The following is a 26,212-nucleotide window of genomic DNA, read 5'->3' as shown; positions in this document are numbered from 1 at the left end:
GCGGAGCCCGGAACCGGGAGAAGCACAGGCCGAAACCGGGGCCGGCCAGAACCCGGAGCCTGGCGAAGCACAAGGCGGAACCGGGGGCGGGTGGAGCACGAGTCGGGCGAGGGCGGGACGGAGTCCGGAGCCAGGTCGGGCCGGGGGCCGGGTGGGTGGCAGTGGGCCCCGCGGCCGGGGGCGGCGGCTGTCGCTCGCCGCGTACCGGATGGCGAAGGCCCGCCCCCCGGAGAGGGCGGGCCTTCGTGGCGGTGGCCGGCTACGCCAGCAGGGCCGGGATCGTGGCCTCGTGGGCCTCGCGCAGGTCGGCCAGGGGGAGGGTGAACTCGCCCTGGACCTCGACCGCGTCGCCGTCCACCACGCCGATGCGAACGGCCGGCAGGCCCCGCGCGCCGCACATGTCGGTGAAGCGGAGCTCCTCCGAGCGCGGGACGGCGACGACCGCGCGGCCCGCCGACTCCGAGAAGAGGAACGTGAACGCGTCCAGCCCGTCCGGGACGACCAGTCGCGCGCCCTTGCCGCCGAGCAGCGCCGACTCCACGACCGCCTGGACCAGGCCGCCGTCGGAGAGGTCGTGCGCGGAGTCGACCATGCCGTCGCGGGAGGCGGAGATGAGGATCTCGGCCAGCAGGCGCTCCCGCTCCAGGTCCACCGCCGGGGGCAGGCCGCCCAGGTGGTCGTGGACGACCTGGGACCAGGCCGAGCCGCCGAACTCCTCACGCGTGTCGCCGAGGAGGTAGAGCAGCTGGCCCTCCTCCTGGAAGGCGACCGGCGTGCGACGCGCGACGTCGTCGATCACGCCGAGGACCGCGACCACCGGGGTGGGGTGGATGGCCGCCTCGCCCGTCTGGTTGTACAGGGAGACGTTGCCGCCCGTGACCGGGGTGCCGAGCTGGAGGCAGCCGTCGGCCAGGCCGCGCACGGCCTCCGCGAACTGCCACATCACCGCCGGGTCCTCGGGCGAGCCGAAGTTCAGGCAGTCGGAGACGGCCAGCGGCTTCGCGCCGGTCGTCGCCACGTTCCGGTACGCCTCCGCGAGGGCGAGCTGCGCGCCGGTGTACGGGTCGAGCTTGGCGTACCGGCCGTTGCCGTCGGTGGCGATGGCGACGCCGAGACCGGTCTCCTCGTCCATCCGGATCATGCCCGAGTCCTCGGGCTGGGCCAGCACGGTGTTGCCCTGCACGAAGTGGTCGTACTGGGACGTGATCCACTGCTTGGACGCCTGGTTGGGCGAGCCGACCAGCTTCAGGACCTGGGCCCTCAGCTCCTCCCCCGTCGACGGCCGCGGCAGCTTGCCCGCGTCGTCGGCCTGGAGGGCGTCCTGCCAGTCGGGGCGCGCGTAGGGGCGCTCGTAGACCGGGCCGTCGTGGGCGACCGTGCGCGGGTCGACGTCGACGATCTTGCCGCCGTGCCAGAAGATCTCCAGCCGGTCGCCGTCGGTGACCTCGCCGATCACCGTGGCGATGACGTCCCACTTGTCGCAGATCTCCAGGAACCGCTCGACCTTCCCCGGCTCCACGACCGCGCACATGCGCTCCTGCGACTCGCTCATGAGGATTTCCTCGGGCGAGAGCGTGGAGTCGCGCAGGGGGACGTCGTCCAGCGTCACGCGCATGCCGCCGGAGCCGTTCGACGCCAGCTCGGAGGTGGCGCAGGACAGCCCGGCCGCGCCGAGGTCCTGGATGCCGACGACCAGCTTCTCGGCGAACGCCTCCAGGGTGCACTCGATGAGCAGCTTCTCCTGGAAGGGGTCGCCGACCTGCACGGCGGGGCGCTTCGACGGCTTCGCGTCGTCGAACGTCTCCGAGGCCAGGATCGACGCGCCGCCGATGCCGTCGCCGCCGGTGCGGGCTCCGTACAGGATGACCTTGTTGCCCGCGCCCGACGCCTTCGCGAGGTGGATGTCCTCGTGCCGCATGACGCCGATCGCACCGGCGTTGACCAGCGGGTTGCCCTGGTAGCAGGCGTCGAAGACGACCTCGCCGCCGATGTTGGGCAGGCCCAGGCAGTTGCCGTAGCCGCCGATGCCCGCGACGACGCCGGGCAGCACACGCCGGGTGTCGGGGTGGTCGGCGGCGCCGAAGCGCAGGGGGTCCACGACGGCGACCGGGCGGGCGCCCATCGCGATGATGTCGCGCACGATGCCGCCGACTCCGGTGGCCGCGCCCTGGTAGGGCTCGACGTAGGAGGGGTGGTTGTGCGACTCGACCTTGAAGGTGACCGCGTAGCCCTGGCCGACGTCGACCACGCCCGCGTTCTCGCCGATGCCGACGAGCATCGCGTCGGACTGGGGGGCCTTCTCGCCGAACTGGCGCAGGTGCACCTTGGAGGACTTGTACGAGCAGTGCTCGGACCACATCACCGAGTACATGGCGAGTTCGGCGCCGGTCGGGCGGCGGCCGAGGATCTCCACCACCCGCTCGTACTCGTCCTTCTTCAGGCCCAGTTCGGCCCAGGGCAGCTCGACGTCGGGGGTCGCGGTCGCGTGCTCGACCGTGTCCAGAGGCGTCCGGCTCATGCGGTGACCAGCTTCTTGAGGATCGAGGTGAAGAACGGCAGGCCGTCGGTGCGGCCGGTGCCGATCAGGGGCTCGACGGCGTGCTCGGGGTGCGGCATCAGGCCGACGACGTTGCCGGCGGCGTTGGTGATGCCGGCGATGTCGTTGAGCGAGCCGTTGGGGTTCACGTCGAGGTAGCGGAAGGCGACGCGGCCCTCCGCCTCCAGCTCGTCCAGCGTGCGCCGGTCGGCGACGTAGCGGCCGTCCATGTTCTTCAGCGGGATGTGGATCTCCTGCCCGGCGGTGTAGTCGCCGGTCCAGGCGGTGCCCGCGTTCTCCACCCGCAGCTTCTGGTCGCGGCAGACGAAGTGCAGGTGGTCGTTGCCGAGCATGCCGCCGGGCAGCAGGTGGGCCTCGGTGAGGATCTGGAAGCCGTTGCAGATGCCCAGCACCGGCAGGCCGGCCTTGGCCTGCTCGATGACGGTGTCCATCACCGGCGAGAAGCGCGCGATGGCGCCGGCGCGCAGATAGTCGCCGTAGGAGAAGCCGCCGCAGAGCACCACGGCGTCGACCTGCTTCAGGTCCTTGTCCTTGTGCCACAGGGAGACGGGCTCGGCGCCGGCGACGCGGATCGCGCGCTGGGTGTCCCGGTCGTCCAGACTTCCGGGGAAAGTGACGACGCCGATACGGGCGGTCACTTCGCGGCCCCGGCGACCACGTCGCCGGACTCGACCTTGACGGTGAAGTCCTCGATCACGGTGTTGGCGAGGAAGGATTCCGCAAGATCATGGATGCGGGCGAGGGCGGCATCGTCCACCGGCCCGTCCACTTCGAGTTCGAATCGCTTTCCCTGACGGACGTCCGAGATCCCCTCGAATCCCAGCCGCGGCAGTGCGCGCTGCACCGCCTGGCCCTGGGGGTCGAGGATCTCCGGCTTGAGCATGACGTCGACTACGACGCGTGCCACTGGCACTCCCGGTGTGTGGTGCTGAGCAGGTCCCTTCAGACTACCCGCACAAAAATTCTACGCGGGTAGCGTTGGAGGAAGCGACGAGAGCCCGCTCACATCGGGCGGATTTTCCGGCCGGGTGTGGGAGGCTTCCGGGAAAACTTGGGGAAAGGACACGCGGAGGTATTCCTGCGGTCTTCCCCTTGCAATGACGGGCACTGTACAAATGGGCCCTGTACAAATGAAATGCCCTGGGCCGATACTTTCCCGATAACTGTCTGATAGTCGGCATCTGAGTGACGTCCTGGCACGTCATCGCGGAGATGCCGCATGAAGGGACCGATATTCGTGGCGCAGCGTGTCGTGGTCACTGTCTTCGATGACATCGACGGCTCCGAAGCGGCGGAGACGGTCGCCTTCGGGGTCGACGGCAGGATGTACGAGATCGACCTGAACGAGGCCAACGCGCAGAAACTCCGCGAGGCGCTGGAGCCGTACGTGTCGGCCGGCCGCAAGCGGTCCCGGTCCGGGCGGGCCTACCGGGAGACGGAGGTCGCCCCCGACCCGGCGGCGGTCCGGGCCTGGGCGCAGTCGAACAAGCTGGAGGTGCCCGCGCGGGGGCGCATCCCGAAGAAGGTCTACGAGGCGTTCGCCGAGGCGCAGTGAGTCCCGCGTCCCGGCCCACCGGCCCCTCGCCGCAGCCGACTTGCGCCGCACCCCGGGTGGTCGGCTAGAGTCTGGAGCGCGCCGGGGGGCCGGGCCGAAAAGCCCAGCTCACGGATCACGCGGGTGTAGTTCAGTAGCAGAACATCCCCCTTCCAGGGGGAAGGCGCAGTGTGCAATTCCTGTCACCCGCTCTGCATCGCCGTACCGACGGTCGTTTTCGATCAGGTAGGCTGGTGCTCGCACCGATCGGTAACCGTGCTTGTTCAGGCGGGCGGTCGGAGGCAATGCGGACGTAGCTCAGTTGGTAGAGCGCAACCTTGCCAAGGTTGAGGTCGCGAGTTCGAACCTCGTCGTCCGCTCGGGAAGAAGACCCCGGTTCCTCGTATGGGACCGGGGTCTTCTCGTATGCCCGGGCCCCTTCTGACATTTGTCACGCCGAGCGGTGACAGCGCGCACTGACCGCTCGCCCTGGCGGCAGGAAGGCTGAAGGGCATGCGAGACGACGAGTACGTGATCGAGGTCAGCGGCCTGCGGCGGGTGTACGGGGGCGGGTTCGAGGCGGTGCGGGGCATCGACTTCTCCGTCCGGCGCGGGGAGGTGTTCGCGCTGCTCGGCACCAACGGCGCCGGCAAGACGTCCACCGTCGAACTCCTGGAGGGCCTCGCCCCGCCGGCCGGCGGCCGGGTCCGCGTCCTCGGGCACGACCCGTACACCGAGCGCGCCGCCGTCCGCCCCCGCACCGGCGTGATGCTCCAGGAGGGCGGCTTCCCCTCCGAGCTGACCGTGGCGGAGACCGCGCGGATGTGGGCGGGGTGCGTGAGCGGGGCCCGCCCGGAGGCGGAGGTGCTGGCGCTGGTCGGCCTCGCGGACCGGGCCGGGACCCGGGTGAAGCAGCTCTCCGGGGGCGAGCGGCGCCGCCTCGACCTGGCCCTCGCGCTGCTCGGCGACCCCGAGGTGCTGTTCCTGGACGAGCCCACCACCGGCCTTGACGCCGAGGGGCGCCGGGAGACCTGGGAGCTGGTGGGCGCGCTGCGCGACGCGGGGACGTCGGTGCTGCTGACCACGCACTACCTGGAGGAGGCCGAGCAGCTCGCCGACCGGCTGGCCATCCTGCACCAGGGCCTGATCGCGGCCACCGGCACCCCGGCCGAGGTGACCGAGGCCCAGCCCGCCCGGATCTCCTTCGAGCTGCCCGACGGCTACCACCTCGGCGACCTGCCGCCGCTGGCCGGCCTCGGGGTGAGCGGGCACGAGGCGGACGGCCGGCTGGTCCGGCTGCGCACTCGGGAGCTGCAACGGGCGGCCACCGGGGTGCTGGCCTGGGCGGCGGGGGCCGGCGTGGAGCTGCGGCGGCTCGACGTGCGGTCGGCGTCGCTGGAGGAGGCGTTCCTGCGGATCGCGCGGGAGGCGTCGGCGGGTTCGGCGGACCCGATACGGGAGACGGCGGCTGCGAAGGAGTACTCGGCATGAGCGACACCCTCTCGGCCCGTGCGGCCAGTACCCCCAGGACGCGGATGGCCGCCCTGGCCCGCGCCGAGCTGACCCTGCTCGGGCGGAGCAAGGGCACGCTGGTCGCCGCGCTGATCGTGCCGGTCGTCCTGCCGGTCAGCGTGCGGTCGGCGACCGACAGCATGGATCTGGCCGGCGCCGGGCTGAGCGCCGGCACGGTGGTGCTGCCGGCCGCCATCGGCTTCTCCCTGCTCTTCGCGGTCTACTCGGCGCTGGTCGGCGTCTTCGTCGTGCGGCGCGAGGAGCTGGTCCTCAAGCGGCTGCGCACCGGCGAGCCGCGCGACGCGGAGATCCTGGCCGGCTCGGCGCTGCCCGCCGTGCTCACCGGCCTCGTGCAGTGCGTGCTGCTCGCGGTGGGCTGCTCGGTGCTGCTCGACGTGCCCGCGCCGGCCGCCCCCTACCTGGCCGTGGCCGGTGTGCTGATCGGTCTGGTGCTGTGCGCGGCGCTCGCCGCGGTCACCGCCGGCTTCACCAGGACCGGGGAGAGCGCGCAGGTCACGCCGATGCCGCTGCTGGTCGTCTCCATGATCGGCTCCGGCGTCACCGTGCCCCTTGAGCTGTTCCCCGATCCGCTGGGCTCCGTCTGCCGGCTGCTGCCGCTCTCGCCCGTCATCACCCTGGTGCGCGGCGGCTGGACCGGCGACCTGTCGGCGTACGAGGCGCTGGGCGCCCTGGCGACCGCCCTGGCCTGGACCGGGCTCGCGGTGTTTGCTGTACGGCGGTGGTTCCGGTGGGAGCCCCGGCGCTGACGATGGCATGGGGGGCCGGGCTGAGGAGGAGTGAGGGCATGGCGAGGCCGAGGCCGCGCGGCTGGTGGCGGCGGAAGAGCACCCCGGCGAAGGTCGAGACGTACACGCGGTGGTCGTTCTACTTCTTCGGGGTCATCGAGGTCGCCACCATCGCCGGGGCCGGCCTCGCCACGGTCGGTCCGCGCCTGGCGGGCGCGCTGCTGCTGACGGCCCTCGTGCACGCCGGGTCGGGTGTGGTGGTGACGGCCCGTTCGCTGGACTTCACCCGCGGACGGCGGGCCCAGCCGGTGCGGTCGCTGTGGGCGCACGCCGCCCTCACCGCGGTGATCGCCGTCGGCGCGGTCGGCGTCGCGGAGCGCGGTCCGTCCGGGGAGGGCGTGGACGGGGCGGCGGGTGCGCTCTTCGGGACCGTGCTCGTCTTCGGGGCCGGGGTGATCGCCCTGGGGGTGCGCAACCGGCGGCGGGTGTTCGCGATCGTCGGCGGCTTCGCGGCCGGCGCGGGGGCGGTGAGCCTCCCCATGGGGACGCCGGACGGGCAGGCGCTGGCGCAGACCGGCATCGTGCTGGTGATGGGCGGGTTCCTGGCCTTCACCTCCGTCTTCTCCGTCTGGCTCCTGGACGCGGTCTACGCGCTCGACGAGGCCCGCGAGACCCGTGCCCGGCTCGCCGTCGCGGAGGAGCGGCTGCGGTTCGGCCGGGACCTGCACGACGTGATGGGGCGCAACCTCGCGGTCATCGCCCTCAAGAGCGAGCTGGCCGTGCAGCTGGCCCGGCGCGGGCGGCCCGAGGCGGTGGCGCAGATGACCGAGGTGCAGCGCATCGCGCAGGAGTCGCAGCGCGAGGTGCGGGACGTGGTGCGCGGCTACCGGGAGGCCGACCTGGAGGTCGAGCTGGCCGGCGCGCGGGGTGTCCTCGCGGCGGCCGGGGTGGAGTGCCGGGTGACCGGCGACGCCGCGGGGCTGCCGGCCGAGGTGCAGTCGGCGCTCGGGTGGGTGGTGCGGGAGGCGGCGACGAACGTGCTGCGGCACGGGGACGCGCGGGTGTGCGAGGTGGCTGTGCGGGTGGACGAGGAGCGGGGTGCGGCGGTGCTGGCGGTGGAGAACGACGGGGTGCGGGACACGGCCCCGGGGGAGGCGCGCGGCGGCTCGGGCCTGGCGGGGCTGCGGGAGCGGCTGTCCGCGGTGGAGGGCACGCTGGAGGCGGGCGCGGCGGGGGACGGGAGGTTCCGGGTGACGGCGGTGGTGCCGTTGCCCGCGGCGGCGGGTGGGGCAGGGCGTTGGGGGGCGGAGGTGCCGGTGCCGTCGGGTGCGGGGGTGCGGCGGTCGGCCACGGAGGGGCCGTCGGCCGCGAAGGGGCGATCGGACGCCGCACCGGCGCAGGACCCGGGCGCCTCCGCCGGGGCCGCCGTGCCGTCGGGGAGCGGTGAGGTGCCCGGCGGCGCGGAGACCCGCGGGGGCCGGCCCGGGGCGGAGGGCGTGTCGTGACCGAGGTGGTGCGGGTGCTGCTCGCCGATGACGAGCACCTCATCCGGGGGGCGTTGGCCGCGCTGCTGTCCCTGGAGGACGATCTCGTCGTGGTCGCCGAGGCGGCCAGTGGGCCCGAGGCGCTGGCGATGGCGCGGGCGCACGCGCCGGACGTCGCCGTCCTTGACCTCCAGATGCCGGGGGCGGACGGTGTGAAGGTCGCCACATCGCTACGGGCCGAGCTGCCCGGGTGCCGGGTGCTGATCGTGACCAGCCATGGGAGGCCCGGGCACCTGAAGCGGGCGCTTGCGGCGGGGGTGCGGGGCTTCGTGCCGAAGACGGTCAGCGCGCAGCGGCTCGCCGAGCTGATCCGCACGGTGCACGCCGGGAACCGTTACGTGGACCCGGAGTTGGCGGCCGACGCGATCTCCGCGGGGGACTCGCCGCTGACCGCGCGGGAGGCCGAGGTGCTCGAGCACGCGGCCGACGGGGCGCCCGTCGCGGAGATCGCCGAGCGGGCCGCGCTCGCGGAGGGGACGGTGCGGAACTACCTGTCGTCGGCCGTCACGAAGCTCGGCGCGGAGAACCGGCACGCGGCGGTGCGGCTCGCGCGGGAGCGGGGTTGGGTATAGTTGCTCTCGCGCCACGGCGCAGTGCGAACGTAGCTCAGTTGGTAGAGCGCAACCTTGCCAAGGTTGAGGTCGCGAGTTCGAACCTCGTCGTTCGCTCCACAGCACGAAGCCCCCGGTCACCGGCCGGGGGCTTCGTCGTGTCCCGTGTGCCCGCGCTCAGCTCCAGCTGAGGCCGGTCAGGCGCTCGTACGCCTCGATGTACTTGGCGCGCGTCGCCTCGACCACCCGCTCCGGCAGCGGCGGCGGAGGCTGCTCGCTCTTGCGGTCCCAGCCGGACTCCGCCGAGGTCAGCCAGTCCCGGACGAACTGCTTGTCGAACGAGGGCTGCGCCCGGCCCGGCTCCCACTGGTCGGCCGGCCAGAAGCGGGAGGAGTCCGGGGTGAGCACCTCGTCGGCGAGGACCAGGCCGTCGTCCGCGTAGCCGAACTCGAACTTGGTGTCCGCGAGGACGATGCCCCGCTCGCGGGCGATGTCGCGGGCCCGGGAGTAGACGGCGAGGGTCGCCTGGCGCAGCTCGGCCGCGGTCTCCGCGCCGACCTGGCGGGCGACCTCCTCGTACGACACGTTCTCGTCGTGCTCGCCGACCTCGGCCTTGGTGGCCGGGGTGAAGATCGGGGCGGGCAGCTCCGAGCCGTCGACCAGGCCCTCCGGGAGGGCCAGGCCGCAGACGGTGCGGGTCTGCTCGTACTCGGCGAGGCCGGAGCCGGTGAGGTAGCCGCGGGCCACGCACTCCACGGGGACCATCCGCAGCGACTTGCAGACCAGGGTGCGGCCGGCCCAGTCGGCGGGGGCGCCGGGGGGCAGGTCGGTGCTCAGGACGTGGTGCGGGACCAGGTCGGCGAGCCGGTCGAACCACCACAGGGAGAGCTGCGTGAGCACCCGGCCCTTGTCGGGGATCTCGGTGGGCAGCACCCAGTCGTAGGCGGAGAGGCGGTCGCTGGCGACCATGACGAGGTCGCCCGCCTCGTTCCGGTACAGCTCGCGCACCTTGCCGGTGTGCAGATGCACCAGGCCCGGCACCTGGATCGGCTCGGGCTTCTCGACGAATCCGGACACGGTTCCTCCCCGTGGTTCTGTCCAACTGGCTCGATTCTCCCGTACGCGGGGTGCCGGTCGCGCCGCGGGTGCCGGTCAGTCCCGTTTGCAGATGCGGTCCAGGAGGTTGGCGGTGGCCCGCTGCACGCGCGGGTCGGCGTGGCCGGGGCGGTCGAGCTTCGGGGACCAGGCGAACGTCCCGGACGCGAAGACCCAGGCGCCGGACGGGGCCCGGTACAGCGACGTCTCCTGGTGGCGCCGGGCGCCGTGGGCGTCGGGGTACGGGGAGTGGGCGAGCAGGACCCGCTCCTCGTGCTCGGGCAGGGCGGTGCGCGGGAAGTAGCGGTCGGCCTCGCCGGCGACCAGGTCCTCGATGGCGTCGCCCTCGTGGGCGCCGGTGGCCTCCCACAGCCAGTGGCCGGCGTTGCGGACAATCAGGGGGCCGGGTTCGGGGACGCGCCCGGCGTACTGGATGCCGAGCAGCTGCTGCTCGGCGCGGTCGACCTCCCGCCACAGCACGGGGCGGCCGGGGCCGCGGCGCTTGCGGCAGGTCAGCAGGCGGTCGGGGGCGCCGGACGGGGACGGGGACAGCTCCACCTGCCAGTACATGGTGTTGGCGGAGAGGAAGACCAGCGAGGTGCCGTGGTCGCGGGCGGCCTCGGCGGTGCGGCGCATCGGCGCCGACCAGTACTCGTCGTGGCCGGGGAAGACCAGGCCCCGGTAGCGGGCCGGGTCGACGCGGCCGGCGTGCAGGTCGCGGGCGTCGGCGTAGGCGAGGTCGTAGCCGTAGCGCTCGGCGAAGCGGATGACGTCGTAGGCGTGGCCGACGTGCAGGGGGAGGCCCGCGCCGGCGTACGGGCGGTCGAAGGAGACGGTCGTCGCGGCGTCCGCCTCGCCGAGCAGCCGGCCCTCGGCGTCCCAGGCGTGGTAGAGGCTGGCGCCGGTGCGGCCGTCCTCCGGGTAGAGGTTGTACGCCTGCCAGGTCACGTCCGGCAGGACCAGGAGCAGGTCGGCCGGGCGGTCGTCGCGGACGGTGAAGGGGACGTGGGAGCGGTGGCCGCCGGCGGTGGTGAGCACGGCCACGTAGGCGCCGGTGTTCCAGTACGAGGGGATCTGCAGCCGCCAGGAGAGCCACCAGTGGTGGCAGGAGACGGTGCGGTCGGCGGCGAGCGGCGGGGGCTGGACCATGCCGGACAGGCGGGGGCTGGTGGTGATCTTGGCGGCGCCGTCGCCACCGTAGTGCCCTATCCGGTAGACGTCGACGGAGAACTGCTGGGGCGGGTCGACCGAGACGTGGAAGTCGACGGCCTCGCCGGGGGCGGCGGCGCCGGTGGAGGTGTAGCCCTTGATCTGGCCGTGCACGTCGTCGGCGGCGCGGGGGCCCGAGGTCCGGGTGGCGGCGGCGTCCGGGTCGGCGTACCAGGCGACGACCTGGCCGGTGTCCCCGAAGTACGCCTCGCCGCCGCGCAGCCAGGGGACCGGCCCCTGTCCGAACGGGTCCGTGACGGCGTGCGCCATCGCTCCCGACTCCCAGCGGCGGATCTGCTCGGGCGCCATGGGACTCTCCCCTCCCTCAAGCCCCCGTGCTGTCCGTTCGCGTGCGGTCGGTGCGTGCGTGCGGTCGGTGCGTGCGTATGACGAACGCTTTTGCCAGTCGTGCGGTCGGGTTCCAGCACATCACATGTTGCGCCGGTGCCGTCACTGTTCGTCGCGAAGTGGTGGTGGGCGGTGCCAAGTGGAGAGGTGCGGTCCGGTTCTCGGCGGGCCGCCCTTTCAGACCAGGCGTACCGGCTTCTCCGGGCGTATGCCGAGGTCGGTCAGCCAGGTGCGCAGGGGCTCGGGGTCGCCGGTCTCGACCAGGGTGCGGACGCGGGGGGCCAGATCGGCCGCGCGGGTGCCGTCGAAGAGGAGGGACGGGCCGTCGAGCCAGTCCAGGCCGGGGGCGGCGCCGGCGGTGTCCATGGCGGCGCAGCACACCATCGCCGTGACGTGGTCGGTGAGGATCTCGCGGCCGGTGCGCGGGGGTTGCAGGGGCAGCAGGGGCAAGGGGTGGTCGTCCCAGAGTCCGGCGGCGGGCTCCGGGGGCGGGGCGGCGGTGGTGGGGGCGGCCTTGTTGGCGGCCGGCTCGGCCTCTTCGCGGGCGAGCTGGGCGCTGAGGCCGGCGGCGAGGGCGGCGCCCTGGGGGGTGGTGTCGTCGGCGTCGGGATCGGGGGCGGGCGCGGGCGCGGGGGTGGCCGGTGGGACGGCGAGGTGGTCGAGGACGCGGTCGAGGGTGGGGCCGGGGGTCGGGGTGCGGTCGGAGGTCGGCGTGCGGTCGGGGGCGGAGGTGGTGGCGGTGGCGGCGGTCGGCTGGGGGTCCTCGGGGCCGGGGCCGGGGCTCGGGTCGGTGACGGTGAGGGTGTCCAGGACGCGGTGGAGGCGGGCGGCGTCCGTGCGCCAGGTGCGGTCGACGACCTCCTCCGCGTACTCGTCCCACTCCACCGACGCCCACTCCGGGCCGGCGTCGGGGCCGCCGTGGAAGAGGCGGGCGGCGAGGAGGGAGACCGCCTCGTCGATCGCGCCGGGCTCTTCGAGGAGGTCGCAGGCGGGGCGCTCGCCGAGACGGGAGGCGAAGCCCTCGGCCAGCCGGTCGCGCCGGGACAGCTCGGTGAGCGCGGCGACGACGCCCACGTCGAGGCGCGAGGGCCAGCGGCCCATCCGCCAGGCCGGCAGCGCCACCCGGGTCAGCAGCCGGTCCCAGCCCGCGTAGGCGAGGCCCACCTGCTCCTGGGCGACGATCCGCAGCCCGTAGTCCACGGCCTTGGCCCGCTCGGCCGCGGCCGACGCGACCGCGCGCTCCATCTCGGCGGCGTGGGCGCGGCAGCCGCGCAGCAGCAGCCGGGTCGCCCAGCCGAGCCCCGCGCCCGCCGCCCGGGACACCGGACCCCGGCCCGGCGCGGCGGCCACCGCCACGGCGGCGTCCAGGCCCCGCAGGAAGCGCCGGGCCGCGGCTATGTCGGGGTGCGCCGAGGGACCCGCGCCCGCGACGACCGGGGCGAGGACGGCGCGCAGCTCGCCGACCCGCATCCACCACAGGAAGGGGGAGCCGATGACGAGCACCGAGGCGCCGGCGCCCGGCGGGGTGCGGGAGGCGTGGGAGCGGTCCTCCAGCCAGCTGTCGCAGTCCGGGGTGAGCGCTATCGCGGACGGCGCGGGCACGCCGAGCCGGTCGGCGAGGTCGCGCACCAGCCGGTACAGGTCGGGCGCGGACTCCTCGGCGACCGCCACCGTCGGCGTGCAGGCCGGGCGGGCGCGGGCCACTACCAGGGCGACCGCGCCGGCGAGCAGCAGGACGAGCAGCGCGAGCGCGGACACGGCCCAGCGGGCGGCGTCCCAGCCGGCCCCCACGAGGTGGCCGCTGGTGCCGCCGGCGAGCAGGATCACGGCGGCCGCGGCGGGCAGCAGGGCGACCGCGAGGGCGCGGCTGCGGACCCGTAGCACGGCCAGCGCCCGGGCCCGCGCGGCCCGCGCGCCGGCCTCCGCACCAATGTCGACACCGCTCATGTCCGACTCACCCCCTCCGCCCTCCTCGCCCTCCGGCTGTCCCGAGTGTCCTGACTGTCCCCACTGTGGCACCCGCCACTGACATCGCAATGCCGGTGGGCCATGTGCCGGAACGCTTGCGCGGCACCATAGTTGGGGCCCCGGCGCCCGTCAGCCATATGGCGGATCGGTCACTCGATGGAATGGCTTTGGGCAAGGGTGATCGACAGACAGCAAGGATCAGGCCCCGGCTCCTGGAGCGGAGCCGGGGCCTGCCGGTACGGGGCCTGGCGGTACGGGGCCTGGCGGGCGAGGCCGGTCAGGCTTCGCCGGCCGCCTTCGCCGCGATGTCCGTACGGTGCTGGGAGCCCGCCAGTCCGACGCGGGCCACTGCCCGGTAGGCGCGGTCGCGGGCCTCGGTGAGGTCGGCGCCGGTCGCCGTGACCGACAGCACCCGGCCGCCGGCGCTGACCACGGCGTCGCCCTCGCGGCGGGTGCCGGCGTGCAGCACGTAGGCGTGCGGGGCGTCCTCGGCGGCGACCTCGGCCAGGCCGGTGATCGGGTCGCCGGTGCGGGGGCTCGCGGGGTAGTCCGCGGCGGCGACGACCACCGTGACGGCGGCCTCCTCGCTCCAGCGCAGCGGCTCCAGGTCGGCGAGGTTGCCGGTGGCGGCGGCCATCAGCAGGCCGGCCAGCGGGGTGCGCAGGCGGGCCAGGACCACCTGGGTCTCGGGGTCGCCGAAGCGGGCGTTGAACTCGATGACACGGACGCCGCGCGAGGTGATCGCGAGGCCGGCGTAGAGCAGGCCGCTGAACGGGGTGCCGCGGCGGCGCAGCTCGTCCACGGTCGGCTGGAGCACGCTCTGAACGACCTCGTCGACCAGCTTGGGATCGGCCCACGGCAGCGGCGAGTACGCGCCCATGCCGCCGGTGTTGGGGCCCGCGTCGCCGTCCAGGGCGCGCTTGAAGTCCTGGGCGGGCTGGAGCGGGCAGACGGTGTCGCCGTCGGTGACGGCGAAGAGGGAGACCTCGGGGCCGTCGAGGAACTCCTCGATGACGACGCGCTCGCAGGCGGCGGCGTGCTGCCGGGCGGCCTCGATGTCGTCGGTCACGACGACGCCCTTGCCGGCGGCCAGGCCGTCGTCCTTGACGACGTAGGGGGCGCCGAAGGCGTTCAGGGCCGCGTCGGCCTCGTCCGGGGTGGTGCAGACGTAGGAGCGGGCGGTGGGGACGCCGGCCTCGGCCATGACGTCCTTGGCGAACGCCTTGGAACCCTCCAGCCTGGCGGCCTGCCCGGAGGGGCCGAAGACGGGGATGCCCGCCTCGCGCACGGCGTCGGCGACCCCGGCGACCAGGGGCGCCTCAGGACCGACCACGACCAGCTCGGCGCCCAGCCGCTGGGCCAGCGCGGTGACGGCCGCGCCGTCGAGGGCGTCGACCGGGTGCAGCTCGGCGACCTCGGCGATGCCAGCGTTGCCGGGGGCGCAGTGCAGCGCGGTGACGTCGGGGTCGAGGGACAGGGAGCGGCACAGGGCGTGTTCGCGGGCGCCGCCGCCGATGACGAGGACCTTCACGGGTGTCAGCCTAATGGGCGGGGGCGGGGGCGGATTGTGCGGGCTTCCCAAGGGGCGGGGGGTGCGGGGTTGTGGGTTCCTCCAGTCGCACCCCGGCTCCCTGTCGCCGGAGGTCGGCCACTTGGGGCTACTCGTGGGCGATCTCCTCCACGACCGTCGCGCCCAGCTCCCGTACGAGGAGGTCCATGCCGGACAGGGCGGACTCGTCGAGGTCGGGGTCGTCGTCCTCGGGGACGTCGTCCTCCGGGGAGACCGGGGGCGGCGGCTCGGGGGCCGGGGGGCGGGCGGGGGTGGGCGACGCGGAGGGGGTCGCCCGGGAGGAGGAGGCGGCGGCCGGGGGCTCGGGGGCGGCGGACGGACCCGAGGCGGGGGGCACCGATGGGCGGGGCGCGGACGGGCCGCCGCCACCGGAGAAGCCACCGCCGCCGGAGTACCCCCCGCCGGCTCCGCCCTCGCCGCCGCCGAAGGCACTGCCCCCGGACGCGCTGCCGCCGCCGGCCCCACCGAAGGGGGCACCGGGGGGCGGGGGCGCCGAGCCGCCGGACGGGTCGACCACCGCCTCGATCTTCCACTGCACGCCGAACCGCTCGGTCAGGCACTGGCGCAGCACGTCCTCGCTGCCGCTGCTGAGGAAGTTGTCCCGGGCGCCGGCGTTGACGAAGCCGACCTGGAGGACGGTGCCGTCGAAGCCGGTGACCTGGGCGTTCTGGCTGAGCAGGATCCAGGTGAACCGGCGGCGGTTCTTGACGGCCTCCAGGATCTCCGGCCAGATCGTGCGCGGGTCGAGCCCGCCGCGCTGCGGGGCGGGGGCCGGGGCGGCGGGGCCGGGCGCGGGGGTGGCCTGAGCCGGAGCGGGGGACGCCGCCGGGGCAGGGCCGGGCGTCGCGGGCCGGGTGGCGGGGGCGCCGCCGCCCGCCGCCGCCGGGGTGGGCCAGCCGCCCGGGCGCCGGCCGCCGCCGGCGGGGGCGGCGCTGGGCCAGGCGCCGGGGGCGGCTGCCGGGGCGGAGTTGGAGGCGGGCGCGGATGCGGGTGTGGGCGCGGTCGGCTCCGGGGCCGGCGCCGGCGCCGGCTGCGGCTCGGGCGCGGGGCTGCCGGTGGCAGCCGGCGGGGCCTCGGCGCCGGGGCCCCGCACCGCGGCACGGGCTGCGGCGGGCCCGCCACCGGCCGGAACGGGAGGAGCGGCGGGGGCGGCGGCATCGGCAGCCCCGCCGGAGCCGCCGCTCACCGGGACCGCCGCCGCATGGGCCTCGGGCCCGGGCACGTACCCCATGGCGGGCGCCCCGCCCCCCGCCGAGAACTGCACCCCGCGCTCGATCCGGTCGAGGCGGGCCATGACCGACCGCTCGTCCCCGTACGCGGCGGGCAGCATCACGCGCGCGCAGATCAGCTCCAGCTGGAGGCGCGGCGAGTGCGCGCCGCGCATCTCGGTCAGCCCCTCGTTGACCAGGTCGGCCGCGCGGCTCAGCTCGGCGGCGCCGAAGGAGCGCGCCTGGGCCTGCATCCGCTCCAGGACGTCGGCGGGGTGGTCGAGCAGCCCCTTCTCGGCGGCGTCGGGCACGGCCGCGAGGATGACGAGGTCGCGGAGCCGCTCCAGGAGGTCGGCGACGAAGCGGCGGGGGTCGTTGCCGCCCTCGATGACGTGGTCCACGACCCCGAAGGCGGCGGCGCCGTCCCCGGAGGCGAAGGCGTCGACCACGGAGTCGAGCAGCGAGCCGTCGGTGTAGCCGAGCAGCGATGTCGTCATGTCGTACGTCACACCGCCCTCCCCCGCCCCGGCGAGCAGCTGGTCCATGACGGACATGGAGTCACGCACGGATCCCTGCCCCGCCCGCACCACGAGCGGCAGCACCCCGTCGTCGACCGGGATCTGCTCCTTCTGGCACACCTCGGCGAGATAGTCGCGCAGGGTTCCCGGCGGGACGAGCCGGAAGGGGTAGTGATGGGTGCGCGACCGGATCGTCCCGATGACCTTCTCGGGCTCGGTGGTGGCGAAGATGAACTTGAGGTGCTCCGGAGGCTCCTCGACCACCTTCAGCAGGGCGTTGAAGCCCTGCGGGGAGACCATGTGGGCCTCGTCGATGATGTAGATCTTGTACCGGCTCTGGGCGGGCCCGAAGAAGGCCTTCTCGCGCAGCTCACGGGCGTCGTCCACGCCTCCGTGCGAGGCGGCGTCGATCTCGATGACGTCGATCGAGCCCGGTCCGTTGCGCGCGAGGTCCTGGCAGGACTGGCACTCGCCGCACGGGGTCGGCGTAGGACCCTGCTCGCAGTTGAGACACCGGGCGAGGATCCGCGCGCTGGTCGTCTTGCCGCATCCGCGCGGACCGCTGAACAGGTACGCGTGGTTGACCCGGTTGTTGCGCAGCGCCTGCTGCAACGGGTCGGTGACATGCCCCTGCCCGATGACCTCGGCAAAGGACTCCGGTCGGTAGCGGCGGTACAGCGCGAGAGATGACACGTCTACGAGGTTATAGGCGCCCACCGACAACCGGCCCGGCCCCGCCGCCCCCGCCGGGCACCCCGGCAACGCAAGCGCCCCCCACGCACCCGCCAGAGCCGACCTACCCTTGCTGCCTTCCGGCCCTGGGGGAGTTCAGTCAGATAGCGCCGCGTGAGGGGCTGCGCCATAGGTTACCTGATCCGAGGCCCTTTGAACGAGTTCGCAAGCACTCCCCCACGTCATGTAATGTTCTCGGCGGAGGATTCGCCTAGAGGCCTAGGGCGCACGCTTGGAAAGCGTGTTGGGGGCAACCCCTCACGAGTTCGAATCTCGTATCCTCCGCCAGTGCCTCACCGGGCACGATGTCGAAGGGCCCCACCGTTCGCGGTGGGGCCCTTCGACGTGGCGGTGGAGGGAGGTGTCATGGCCCGGAGTACGCCGGCCCCGTCACCGGTCAGGTCACCTTCAGTCGCGTTCCGTGGACGGCCAGGGCGGCCAGGCGGCGGGCCTGGGCGGCGGTGGCCGCGCGGGCCGCTACGTGGCCGACGCGGGCCGAGCTGTCGGCCGGCTCGGGGACGGTGTCGCCGGGTCGCAGGTACAGCTCGCTGCGGGTGCCGGGGACCTCGGGTACGGCGACCTCCGCCAGCGTTCCGGCGTGCTCGGGGAGCAGGAAGCGGATGGCGGCGGCGCGGTGCCGGGTGGGCCGGGTTCGGGGCGGGCGGCCGGTCACCGCGCGGAGGTACGCCTCCGCCTCGTCGATCCCCGTCGCCGCCTCGACGAGCTCGCAGATGTTGTCCCCGGGCAGGCGGGCGCCGGTCTCGATGACGACCGGGCGGCCGGTGCCGGGCGGGATCTTCAGCTCGGTGTGCGCGACCCCGTTGCGCACCCCGACGGCCAGGGCGGCGCGGGCGGCGGTGTGCTGCACGGCCAGGGTCAGCTCGGGGGAGAGCTCCGCCGGGCAGGTGTGGCCGGTCTCCACGCGGTGGCGGCCGGCGGTGGTGTCCTTGGCGACCACCGGCAGGGCGTAGGCCACGCCGTCGGCGACCACGGTCTCCGTCGAGTACTCCGGGCCGGGTACGTAACTCTGGAGCAGCACGCGGGAGTCGAGCGGGAGGCCGTGCGGCTCGGCGGTCTCGAAGCGGGTGGCGGCGGCCACCGCGGCGGGCAGGTCGGCCGGGTCCTCGACGACGCTCACCCCCCAGGAGCCGCCCTGTTCGACGGGCTTCACCACCAGCGGCCGGCCCAGGCTGCCGGACTCCGTGGCCCGGAGCGCCTGCCCGGCGTCCGCGACGACCGCGCCGCGCGGCGCGGGGACCCCGGCGGTCCGGAAGGCGGCGGCCATGTCGGCCTTGTTGCGGGCCGCCCGGGCCAGCAGCGGGTCGTTGCCGGGTGCGCCGAGCCGCGCCGCGAGGCGGGCGGCCAGCGGGGTGAACAGCTCCCAGCAGGCGGCGACCGCGCGGATGCGGTGGCGGCGGCAGTAAGCCTCCGTCTCGTCCAGGGCGCGGGGCGGGTCGGCGAGGTCCGTGAGGCAGACGCCGGCCAGCGCGCCGGCCAGGGCGGGCGGGTAGGCGGCGTGGACGGCGCGGTGCGTGGCGGCGTGCAGGGAGAGGCCGAGCCGGGCGGCGGCGGCCGCGAGGAACGGGCCGGCGTTCCCCATCGGCTCAACGACCAGCACGGCGCTGGGCGGCGCTTCGCTGATGTTCACGAGGGCCCACTGAAGCCGTCGGCGACGGGCACCGTCCATCGGGCCGACCTCCGAAAACACCCGCCGGGCGTGGCGGGGTGGCTGGGAGGATGCGCCGAAGCGACGCGCTCACCAGGGCGGGGGGGGTGTGCATGGGGTCGGGCCGCGGGGCCGGCCGTGCGGACCCCGGGTGGTGGCCGGGGAGGAGTCTGCGCAGGACAGGGGGCGTCGGGCGGGGGAGACTCGGGCGGGAGGGGGTGTCGGCCGCCGTGTGAGGGGTTGGTCCGTGCTCGACGTGCCGTGGTGGTTGTGGGCGGTGTTCGGTGCCGTCGTGGTGGTGTCGCTGGCCGTCGACCTGCTGGCGCACCGGGACACGCACGTCATCGGGTTCCGGGAGGCCGCCGCCTGGAGCGGGGTGTGGGTCGGGCTCGCGGTCGCCTTCGGGGTGGTCGTGTTCCTCGTACTGGGGACGACGCCCGGGGTGGAGTACACGACCGCCTGGCTGCTGGAGAAGAGCCTGTCCGTCGACAACCTCTTCGTCTTCGCGCTGATCTTCGGCTACTTCCGGGTACCGCGGGCCTACCAGCACCGGGTGCTGTTCTTCGGCGTGCTGGGAGCGCTGGTGTTCCGGGGGTTGTTCCTGGCGGCCGGGGTGGCGGTGGTCAGCCGGTTCACCGCGGTGCTGTTCGTGTTCGCGGCGGTGCTGTTCTGGAGCACGTACAAGATCCTCAAGGAGGAGGACGACAGCTTCGACCCGGGGCACAGCCTCGCCGTGCGGCTGCTGCGCAAGGTGGTGCCGGTGCGGGACGAGTACGCCGGGGCGCACTTCTTCGTCCGCGAGGCGGGGCGGCGGGTCGCCACGCCGCTGCTCGCGGTGGTCGTCGCGATCGAGGCGGCGGACCTGGTGTTCGCGGTGGACAGCGTGCCGGCGGTGCTCGCGGTGAGCGACGAGCCGTTCATCGTCTACACCAGCAACGCCTTCGCGATCCTGGGGCTGCGCGCGCTGTACTTCCTCCTCGCCGGCCTCCTCGACCGCTTCCACTACCTGAGCAAGGGGCTCGCGCTGATCCTCGCCTTCATCGGGGTGAAGCTGGTGCTCCAGGCTTCGCACAAGGTCATCAGCAGCAGCGTGCCGGAGATTCCGTCGCCGGTGAGCCTGGCGGTGATCGTGGTGGTGCTGGCGGGGTCGGTGCTGTTGAGTCTGGCGCGGCCTCGGGAGGGCTAGGTTCGGGTTCTTCCCGGTCAGGGGCGGATGCGCACCGGGCGCGCCTCGCTCACCTGGTCCGTCTCCGTCACCCGCACCGTCGCCTTCGGGTCGGTGGCACGCAGGGCGGCGTGCGCGGAGGCGGGGGCCGCGCCGCCGAGGAGCAGGAGAAGCAGGAGGGGGAGCAGGGGGAGGAGCAGGAGCGGCCGGGGAAGCACCGCCGCCGCCCGACGCAGCCGGCCCCCGCCACGTACCGCACGCCTCACGTCGCCTCCCGCGATCCGCCTCGCGGGGATACGTACGGCTGCCGGCACCCCGCCCCTCGCCCCACGGGGACGCCTGCGGCCACCGTCGGTACCTCGTGCGCTCAGTTCCGCCGGGACGCGCCCTCGCGCTCAGCTCAGCAGATGCCCCACCGTCTCCCGGCGCAGGAACGCCAGCTGGGCCTTCTTCTCCGGGAGGTACACCTCCGGCAGGTCGATCTCCGGGAGGACCACCGCCGGGCCCGCGGTGAAGCCCTGGCGGAGGAAGCGGGCCACGGCCTTCTCGTTGCGGACGTCCGGGTCGACGACGATGCGCGTGCGGTCGAGGCCGAGGAGGACGTAGCCCATGAGCGCCGTCGCCAGGGCCGCCGTCCAGCCGGGGCGGGCGCCCGCCGGTCCTGCCGAGGCGAGCAGCAGGTGGACGCCGATGTCGCCGGGCTCGACGGGGTAGCACTCGCCCACCCGGTCCGCCTCGGGCTCGTAGGTCTGGAGGAGGGCGACGGGCGCCTCGTCCCTGGTGACGAGATAGGCGTGGTGGGTGGACAGGCCGGCCAGGTGGGCGTAGACGTCGGCGACCTGATCGCGGGTCAGGCCCGTCATGCCCCAGAACGCGGCGCGCTCCTCGCTCACCCAGCCGTGCACCGTCTCCGCGTCGCGGGCGGCATCGAGGGCGAGGACGCGGACCGTGCCGAAGCCGTCGAGGGCCTGTTCGTGGAGGGCCGGGCGGGAGGCGTACGGGTCAGACATCGGATTCCTTCGTGAGCTGGGCGAAGTCCGTGAGGACGGGGACGAGCGCGCCGGTCAGCCACAGCGGCTGCTGGTCCCGGCGGTGGGCGGCGCCGCCCGCCCCGTGCGGGACCGCCCAGCCGCTGCGCGTCCGGTCGGCCAGGTCCCAGACGTAGCGGGCGGCCGGGCCCCGCGCGGCGCGGTCGGTGAGGCCCGGGACGGCGGAGGTGCACAGGACGCAGTCGTGGTCGCCGGACAGGCCGGGCTCGGCGGCGTCGGGGGAGTCCGGGTCGGGCAGCGCCCGCCAGGGGGCGAGGCGATGGGTCTCGCCCCAGGAAGCGCCGGATGCCGAGTCCGCCACCTCCTCCACCGCCGCCGCGACGATCGCCGCGCGGTCGATGCCGTACAAGTCCTCCGCGCGCAGGAGGTGTTCCAGGGCGTACCCGATCCGCGGGACCAGGGCCAGCCAGGGCTGGAGCACCTCCGGCCAGGCCGGCGGTACGGCCGCGGCGGCGAGGGCCGGGTGTGCGGCGAGGCGCCGGACGACGGCGCTCCGCAGGGCGGCGTACGCGGCGGCGTCCGCGCTGCCGGCGTCCATGTGGCGGTCCCAGGCGAGCAGGCGGTCGCGGAGGGCGGCCCCCCGCGAGGCGTCCGGCACCTGGGCCACGAGGTCAAGGAGGGGCCCGGCGGAGCCCAGGTGCGTGTCCATGTGGATGGCCGGCATGTCAGCCGCCGACCAGCGCCGCTTGCCGGCCAGCAGCGCGGCGATGCGGTCGGCGCGGTGCGGCGGCGCGAACTCGACGCCGAGCGGGGCGGCCGGGCCCCGCTGGTTGGCCATCACCGCGACGCCGTCCGACAGGCCCGCCCGCGCCGGGGTGTGCCAGCCCCGCCACTCGTGCCCCGGCTCCCAGGCCGGCACCGGACGCTGCCCGTTGGCCGCCGCCCGCACCGGCACCCGCCCCGCGACCCGGTGCAGCAGCCCGCCCTCGGTGTCGGCGGCCTGCACCACGTTGACCGGCTCGGCCCACGCGTCCAGGGCCCGGTCCACGTCGGCCACCCGGCGGGCCCGCAGCAGCGGCAGCAGGGCGCCGAAGCCGAGGTCGGCGGTGACGCGGGGCGGGTGGCGGAGGCTGAGCGCGGCCGGGGTGCCGTCGTCCAGGCCCTCGGGGCCGCCGGCCACCACCGGGCCCCGGTCGGTCTCGACGACCTCGACCTCGACGTCCGCCTCCCCCGCGACCTCGATCACCTCGGTGTGCCGGGCGGCCCGGTGCCAGGTGCCGTCGGGGCCGAGCGCCTCGACGCCGGCGCCGGTGCGGCGCAGCCGCTCCTCGTAGAGGTCCTGGTAGTCGGCCATGGCGTTGGTGATGGCCCAGGCGACGGTGCCGGTGTGGCCGAAGTGGGCGATGCCGGGGACGCCGGGCACGGCGAGGCCGACGACGTCGAACTCCGGGCAGGAGAGGTGGATCTGCTGGTAGACGCCGGGGTCCTCGATCCAGCGGTGCGGGTCGCCGGCGATCACCGCGTGACCGGTCGTGGTGCGCTCGCCGCTGACCAGCCAGCCGTTGCTGCCCGCGGTGCCGGGGCCGTCGGCGGCGAACAGGGGGACGGCCTCGGGGCCGAGGTGGGCGGTGACGTGGGCGCGCCAGAGCTTGGCCGGGAAGCCGGCGAAGAGGATGTGCGTGGCCAGCCAGACGCCGAGCGGCGTCCAGGGCTCCCAGCGGCCGGGGGCGAGGCCGGCGCGGGCGAACTCCGGTGCCCACGGGCCTCCCTCGGCCAGACCCTCGCCCACCTCGGCCAGGCCCTCGTTCACCCCGTCGACGTAGGCCCGCACCCAGGCCGCCGTCTCCGGGTCCTTCTCCTCCAGCGCGGCGAAGCAGCGCCGTGCGGTGTCGGCGAGGCGGGCGCGGCGGGCGAGGCGGTCCCAGGAGAGGGCCTCGGGACCGAGGAAGGACGCGGAGGTGCCCTGCGCCCGGTGCCGCTCGACCTCCAGCTGCCAGGCGCGGTCGCGGGCGGTCACCCGGCCCTGGACGCGGGCGAGTTCGCCCACGCCGTCCGCGCGCAGGTGGGGTATCCCCCAGGCGTCGCGGTAGATCTCGGCGCTCACCCTGTGCCCTACTCTCCGGGAAGCCTTTAGGTTAGGCTCACCTAAGTATTACGTCGTGGCGAGATGGTACGTGAAAGGTGAAGAACCGATGGCGCAGGGTCGGGGTTGGGAGGGCGCGGTCCTCAAGCTGATGCGCGCCAAGGACTACGCGTTCACGGTGACCGAGGCGGAGGACGTCGCCCCGGACTACCGGCGGCTGCGGCTCAGCGACGGCGGCATGCTCGCCGCGACCGGCACGCACCCCACCATGTGGGTGCGGCTGTGGTTCGAGAACGCGGGCAAGCCGCACCAGCGGGCGTACACCCTGGTCGACCCCGACCCGGCGGCCGGCACCTTCGGCATGGAGTTCGCGCTGCACGAGGGGTGCGCGAGCGACTGGGCGCGGGCGGCGAAGCCCGGCGACACCATCGAGGCCACCGTCCAGGGCACCGGCTTCGAGACGCCCGAGCCCGCCCCCACCCGGCTGTTCGCCGTCGCCGACCCGGCCTCGCTGCCCGCCCTCAACTCCCTGCTCGACGCGCTGGGCACGGTCCCCGCGACCGTCTTCTTCGAGGGCGACCCCGGCGAGCTGCCGCTGCGCGCCGACCCCGCCCGGCACGAGGTGCGCGCGATCCCGCGCCGCGACGCCGGCCGGCACCTGGTCGAGCAGGTGAAGGCGGCCCTGCCCGAGCTGCTGCGCGAGACCTCCGAGCCCTACCTGTGGATCGCCTGCGACACCGCGACGACCCGCGCGCTGGCCTCGTACGCCCGCAAGGAGCTGGGGCTGCCCAAGCAGCGGGTGAACGCGCTGGGGTACTGGCGCGCGAGCTGACCGGCCCCGCGCGATCATCGGGGCATGGACGTCACCCTGCATCTCGCCCAGGACCCCGAGGCCGACGAGCTACTCGGCCGCAGTCCGCTCGCCGCCCTTGTCGGCATGCTGCTCGACCAGCAGGTGCCGATGGAGTGGGCGTTCAAGGGCCCGTCGACCCTTGCCCGGCGGATGGGCGCCGAGGACCTGGACGCGCACGACATCGCCGCGTACGACCCCGAGGAGTTCGCCGCCCTGCTCTCCGCCAAGCCGGCCGTGCACCGCTACCCCGGCTCGATGGCGGGCCGCGTGCAGCAGCTGTGCCGGTACCTCGTCGACACCTACGACGGTGACGCCGAGGCCGTCTGGCGCGGCGTCGGCAGCGGACGCGAGCTGCTGACACGCCTCCAGGACCTGCCCGGCTTCGGGCGCCAGAAGGCGCAGATCTTCCTCGCCCTGCTCGGCAAGCAGCTCGGCGTCCGCCCCGAGGGCTGGCGCGAGGCCGCCGGCGACTACGGCGAGGCCGGCTCCTACCGCTCGGTCGCCGACATCACCGGGCCTGAGTCGCTGACCAAGGTGCGTGCGCACAAGCAGCAGGTGAAGGCGGCGGCCAAGGCGGCGAAGTCCGCCAAATCCGCCCCCTCGGACTGATCACCCGGCGACTGGGCGGCTCGGCGGCTCGGCGGCTCGGAAGTCCAGGATGTCCAGCCAGGAGCCGCCACCGTCGTCGGCCGCCGGGCGGGGGCGCAGCGGGCGCGGCTCGGGGTAGCTCGCCGACGCTGCCCGCGCCCGGACGACGTCGGGCCCGCCGCACGCCTCCACCGCGAAGGCCCCGAAGGTCTTCGCGAACGCGGCGGGGTCGCGGAACTCCACGCCGACCGCGCTGCCGTCCAGGAGCGGTACCCACACCACCCGCTCCAGCCGCGGCCACTCCGGCGTTGGGTCGGGTGGGCGTCCCCGAGTGGCGGGACCGGCGCGGGTGTCCGCAGCATGGAGCATGACCGAGCCACCGAGCGGCGCTCCCGGCGGGCAGCCGTACGACGACAGCGGGGTCCACGCCCGGCACGGCGCGGGGCCGCGCGCCACCGGAACCGGACCCGGCACCGGCACCAGAACCGGCGGCCCCGAGCCCGAGCCGGCCTTCGAGGGCCCGCTGCACCTGCTCTCCCGCGCCGCCTGGCAGACCGTGCTGCTCACCGGCATCGCCTCCCTCGTCCTCGGCGTCCTCGTGCTGGTCTGGCCGGGCGCCTCCGTGGTCGCGGCCGGCGTGCTCTTCGGCCTGTACCTCGTGGTCAGCGGCGTCCTCCAGCTGGCCGCCGCCTTCGGCACGCACCGGACGACCTCGCTGCGGGTCCTCGCCTTCATCAGCGGCGCCGTGTCGATCCTGCTCGGCCTGTTCTGCTTCCGGGGCCCGTTGCAGTCGGTGCTGCTGCTCGGCCTGTGGGTCGGGATCGGCTGGCTGTTCCGGGGCATCACGCAGACCGTGGCCGCCGCCCACGACCCGTCGGTGCCGGCGCGCGGCTGGCAGGTGTTCCTGGGCATCGTCACCGTGCTCGCCGGCATCGTGCTGATCGACTCGCCCTACGAGTCGGTCGCCGTCCTGACGGTCGTCGGCGGGTGCTGGCTGGTCGCGGTGGGCGTGGTCGAGGTCGTCACGGCGCTCGGCATCCGCTCACGGGCCCGCAAACTGCCGCACTCCGCGTGAGGCCCTCCCTACGCCGAGCGGGCGGTTCTCCCGCCGGGCGCGATGCCTCCCGGGCGCCGGGCGGGGACACGACCTGACGTGAGCCCCGCGCCGCCGCCACCGCCGCGCACCGCCGCCGCCGTCCGAGTCGTACGGCGGCTCCGGTGGCTGCGGGCGCTGGTGCTGCTGCTCGCGCTGCTCGTGCCGGGCGCGCACGCGCAGGCCCACGCCGCCACGGGCGCGGTGACGGCCGGCGCCGCCGAGGCGGCCGAGCACGACGTCCTCGACGCCCTGGTCCGCACGCCGGCGCCCGGTGCGCGGCACGCCGTCCCCACGCCCCGGCGGCGTACGTCGCCACCCCCGTACGCCCGCCGCACCCCCGCCCTCCCCCTCCCCGTCCCGTCCGGGCCGCGCTCCCCGCGCTCGGTGGTCCTGCGCTGCTGAGCCGGCCGGTGCCGACCGCCGCGCCCCAGCACACCACCGGACCCAGGAACGAGGAACCCCGTCATGCTCAGCGACCCCTACGCCGTCCTGCGCGCCCTGCTGCGCGCCGAGGCCGCCCGCCGCGCCCAGCGCGCCGACGCCGCCCCCGAACCGCCCCGCGAGGCACCGCGCGAGCGCCCGCTGCCCGCACGCGAGGGGAGGCGCGGCTGACCGGGAGGACCCGGCCGGGTCCGGGCGTGGCCGCCTCAGGAGGCTGCGCCCGGGGAGCCCGGGCCGGT

24 protein-coding genes, 4 tRNA genes and 1 other RNA gene are annotated in these 26,212 nt (G+C 74.9%); 15 read left to right on the top strand and 14 right to left on the bottom strand.

Annotated features, from left to right (window positions below; translation table 11 throughout):
* Nucleotides 1-259: 259 nt before the first annotated feature.
* From purL to purS, 3 genes are read right to left on the bottom strand one after another with little or no spacing between them, the layout of a single operon-like run.
* Nucleotides 260-2,518: a phosphoribosylformylglycinamidine synthase subunit PurL gene (gene purL, locus ACGFZL_RS05710; protein WP_393689511.1), complete on the bottom strand. Its 2,259-nt coding sequence runs from the start codon at nt 2,516-2,518 to the stop codon at nt 260-262.
* The gene (gene purQ / locus ACGFZL_RS05705; protein ID WP_355168601.1) at nt 2,515-3,195 is read right to left on the bottom strand and encodes a phosphoribosylformylglycinamidine synthase subunit PurQ; all 681 of its coding nucleotides are present in this window, start codon (nt 3,193-3,195) and stop codon (nt 2,515-2,517) included. Before purQ ends, purL begins: the two co-directional genes overlap by 4 nt.
* The gene (gene purS, locus ACGFZL_RS05700; RefSeq protein WP_355168599.1) at nt 3,192-3,464 is read right to left on the bottom strand and encodes a phosphoribosylformylglycinamidine synthase subunit PurS; all 273 of its coding nucleotides are present in this window, start codon (nt 3,462-3,464) and stop codon (nt 3,192-3,194) included. Before purS ends, purQ begins: the two co-directional genes overlap by 4 nt.
* A gap of 330 nt (nt 3,465-3,794) precedes the next feature.
* On the opposite strand from purS, the gene ACGFZL_RS05695 reads away from it, so the two are divergent.
* The 8 genes from ACGFZL_RS05695 (at nt 3,795) to ACGFZL_RS05660 (ending at nt 8,564) form a co-directional block, all read left to right on the top strand.
* Nucleotides 3,795-4,112, top strand: coding sequence for an Lsr2 family protein (locus ACGFZL_RS05695; protein WP_355168705.1), 318 nt, complete (start codon nt 3,795-3,797; stop codon nt 4,110-4,112).
* Nucleotides 4,113-4,231: 119 nt separating this feature from the next.
* Nucleotides 4,232-4,303, top strand: a tRNA-Gly gene (locus ACGFZL_RS05690).
* 95 nt (nt 4,304-4,398) lie between these two features.
* A tRNA-Gly gene (locus ACGFZL_RS05685) sits at nt 4,399-4,471 on the top strand.
* Between the two features lie 133 nt (nt 4,472-4,604).
* Entirely contained in the window at nt 4,605-5,582 is a 978-nt protein-coding gene (locus ACGFZL_RS05680; RefSeq protein ID WP_393689507.1) for an ABC transporter ATP-binding protein, read from the top strand.
* Nucleotides 5,579-6,370: an ABC transporter permease gene (locus ACGFZL_RS05675; protein WP_393689505.1), complete on the top strand. Its 792-nt coding sequence runs from the start codon at nt 5,579-5,581 to the stop codon at nt 6,368-6,370. Before ACGFZL_RS05680 ends, ACGFZL_RS05675 begins: the two co-directional genes overlap by 4 nt.
* Before the next feature lie 2 nt (nt 6,371-6,372).
* Nucleotides 6,373-7,854: a sensor histidine kinase gene (locus tag ACGFZL_RS05670; protein ID WP_393689618.1), complete on the top strand. Its 1,482-nt coding sequence runs from the start codon at nt 6,373-6,375 to the stop codon at nt 7,852-7,854.
* A complete protein-coding gene (locus tag ACGFZL_RS05665; RefSeq protein ID WP_355168591.1) occupies nt 7,851-8,465 on the top strand; it encodes a response regulator transcription factor in 615 nt (204 codons plus the stop codon). Before ACGFZL_RS05670 ends, ACGFZL_RS05665 begins: the two co-directional genes overlap by 4 nt.
* Nucleotides 8,466-8,488: 23 nt before the next feature.
* Nucleotides 8,489-8,564: transfer RNA gene (locus ACGFZL_RS05660), tRNA-Gly, on the top strand.
* 57 nt (nt 8,565-8,621) lie between these two features.
* On the opposite strand, the gene ACGFZL_RS05655 is transcribed toward ACGFZL_RS05660, so the two are convergent.
* From ACGFZL_RS05655 to ffs, 6 genes are all read right to left on the bottom strand, one after another.
* The gene (locus tag ACGFZL_RS05655) at nt 8,622-9,521 is read right to left on the bottom strand and encodes a phosphoribosylaminoimidazolesuccinocarboxamide synthase (RefSeq protein ID WP_393689502.1); all 900 of its coding nucleotides are present in this window, start codon (nt 9,519-9,521) and stop codon (nt 8,622-8,624) included.
* A 75-nt stretch (nt 9,522-9,596) separates the two neighbouring features.
* Nucleotides 9,597-11,057 carry a N,N-dimethylformamidase beta subunit family domain-containing protein gene (locus ACGFZL_RS05650; protein WP_355168587.1) on the bottom strand — a complete coding sequence of 487 codons (1,461 nt, stop codon included), beginning with the start codon at nt 11,055-11,057 and terminating at the stop codon, nt 9,597-9,599.
* Nucleotides 11,058-11,273: 216 nt separating this feature from the next.
* Complete coding sequence (locus tag ACGFZL_RS05645; protein ID WP_393689500.1) at nt 11,274-13,043, bottom strand: hypothetical protein; 1,770 nt, start codon at nt 13,041-13,043, stop codon at nt 11,274-11,276.
* 298 nt (nt 13,044-13,341) lie between these two features.
* Nucleotides 13,342-14,595, bottom strand: coding sequence for a phosphoribosylamine--glycine ligase (gene purD / locus ACGFZL_RS05640; protein WP_355168583.1), 1,254 nt, complete (start codon nt 14,593-14,595; stop codon nt 13,342-13,344).
* A 127-nt stretch (nt 14,596-14,722) separates the two neighbouring features.
* Nucleotides 14,723-17,053: a DNA polymerase III subunit gamma and tau gene (locus ACGFZL_RS05635; RefSeq protein ID WP_393689497.1), complete on the bottom strand. Its 2,331-nt coding sequence runs from the start codon at nt 17,051-17,053 to the stop codon at nt 14,723-14,725.
* A 67-nt stretch (nt 17,054-17,120) separates the two neighbouring features.
* Nucleotides 17,121-17,219, bottom strand: an RNA gene (gene ffs, locus ACGFZL_RS05630) — signal recognition particle sRNA small type.
* A gap of 73 nt (nt 17,220-17,292) precedes the next feature.
* On the opposite strand from ffs, the gene ACGFZL_RS05625 reads away from it, so the two are divergent.
* Nucleotides 17,293-17,380, top strand: a tRNA-Ser gene (locus ACGFZL_RS05625).
* A 109-nt stretch (nt 17,381-17,489) separates the two neighbouring features.
* Here ACGFZL_RS05625 and ACGFZL_RS05620 read toward each other — a convergent pair.
* The gene (locus tag ACGFZL_RS05620) at nt 17,490-18,740 is read right to left on the bottom strand and encodes an ATP-grasp domain-containing protein (RefSeq protein WP_393689495.1); all 1,251 of its coding nucleotides are present in this window, start codon (nt 18,738-18,740) and stop codon (nt 17,490-17,492) included.
* Between the two features lie 265 nt (nt 18,741-19,005).
* Between ACGFZL_RS05620 and ACGFZL_RS05615 the strand changes: the two genes are divergently transcribed.
* Complete coding sequence (locus tag ACGFZL_RS05615) at nt 19,006-19,944, top strand: TerC family protein (RefSeq protein WP_393689493.1); 939 nt, start codon at nt 19,006-19,008, stop codon at nt 19,942-19,944.
* A 17-nt stretch (nt 19,945-19,961) separates the two neighbouring features.
* On the opposite strand, the gene ACGFZL_RS05610 is transcribed toward ACGFZL_RS05615, so the two are convergent.
* The 3 genes from ACGFZL_RS05610 to ACGFZL_RS05600 all read right to left on the bottom strand — a co-directional run bounded on the left by ACGFZL_RS05610 (nt 19,962) and on the right by ACGFZL_RS05600 (nt 23,016).
* Nucleotides 19,962-20,189, bottom strand: a complete 228-nt coding sequence (locus ACGFZL_RS05610; RefSeq protein WP_393689491.1) for a hypothetical protein — start codon at nt 20,187-20,189, stop codon at nt 19,962-19,964.
* Nucleotides 20,190-20,318: 129 nt separating this feature from the next.
* Nucleotides 20,319-20,933, bottom strand: a complete 615-nt coding sequence (locus ACGFZL_RS05605) for a GNAT family N-acetyltransferase (RefSeq protein ID WP_393689489.1) — start codon at nt 20,931-20,933, stop codon at nt 20,319-20,321.
* Nucleotides 20,926-23,016, bottom strand: coding sequence for a penicillin acylase family protein (locus ACGFZL_RS05600; protein WP_393689487.1), 2,091 nt, complete (start codon nt 23,014-23,016; stop codon nt 20,926-20,928). Before ACGFZL_RS05600 ends, ACGFZL_RS05605 begins: the two co-directional genes overlap by 8 nt.
* Nucleotides 23,017-23,104: 88 nt before the next feature.
* Here ACGFZL_RS05600 and ACGFZL_RS05595 point away from each other — a divergent pair, with 88 nt between their 5' ends.
* Together ACGFZL_RS05595 and ACGFZL_RS05590 are read left to right on the top strand one after the other, a co-directional pair.
* Entirely contained in the window at nt 23,105-23,827 is a 723-nt protein-coding gene (locus ACGFZL_RS05595) for a siderophore-interacting protein (protein WP_393689485.1), read from the top strand.
* Nucleotides 23,828-23,851: 24 nt separating this feature from the next.
* Nucleotides 23,852-24,457 carry an HhH-GPD-type base excision DNA repair protein gene (locus ACGFZL_RS05590; protein ID WP_393689483.1) on the top strand — a complete coding sequence of 202 codons (606 nt, stop codon included), beginning with the start codon at nt 23,852-23,854 and terminating at the stop codon, nt 24,455-24,457.
* Here the strand turns inward: ACGFZL_RS05590 and ACGFZL_RS05585 are convergent, their stop codons facing one another.
* Nucleotides 24,458-24,715, bottom strand: a complete 258-nt coding sequence (locus ACGFZL_RS05585; protein ID WP_393689481.1) for a hypothetical protein — start codon at nt 24,713-24,715, stop codon at nt 24,458-24,460.
* A gap of 88 nt (nt 24,716-24,803) precedes the next feature.
* Here ACGFZL_RS05585 and ACGFZL_RS05580 point away from each other — a divergent pair, with 88 nt between their 5' ends.
* The 3 genes from ACGFZL_RS05580 (at nt 24,804) to ACGFZL_RS05570 (ending at nt 26,144) form a co-directional block, all read left to right on the top strand.
* Nucleotides 24,804-25,511 (top strand): HdeD family acid-resistance protein, encoded by a 708-nt coding sequence (locus ACGFZL_RS05580; RefSeq protein WP_393689479.1) that lies wholly within the window; start codon nt 24,804-24,806, stop codon nt 25,509-25,511.
* Nucleotides 25,512-25,589: 78 nt separating this feature from the next.
* Nucleotides 25,590-25,934, top strand: a complete 345-nt coding sequence (locus tag ACGFZL_RS05575; protein ID WP_393689477.1) for a hypothetical protein — start codon at nt 25,590-25,592, stop codon at nt 25,932-25,934.
* A gap of 63 nt (nt 25,935-25,997) precedes the next feature.
* Complete coding sequence (locus ACGFZL_RS05570; RefSeq protein ID WP_393689475.1) at nt 25,998-26,144, top strand: hypothetical protein; 147 nt, start codon at nt 25,998-26,000, stop codon at nt 26,142-26,144.
* The last annotated feature ends 68 nt before the right edge of the window (nt 26,145-26,212 follow it).

This window comes from Streptomyces sp. NPDC048182 (assembly GCF_043202555.1).
In the GTDB taxonomy this organism is placed as follows: Bacteria; Actinomycetota; Actinomycetes; order Streptomycetales; family Streptomycetaceae; genus Streptomyces.
This window is presented reverse-complemented; position numbering and strand designations above follow the sequence as displayed.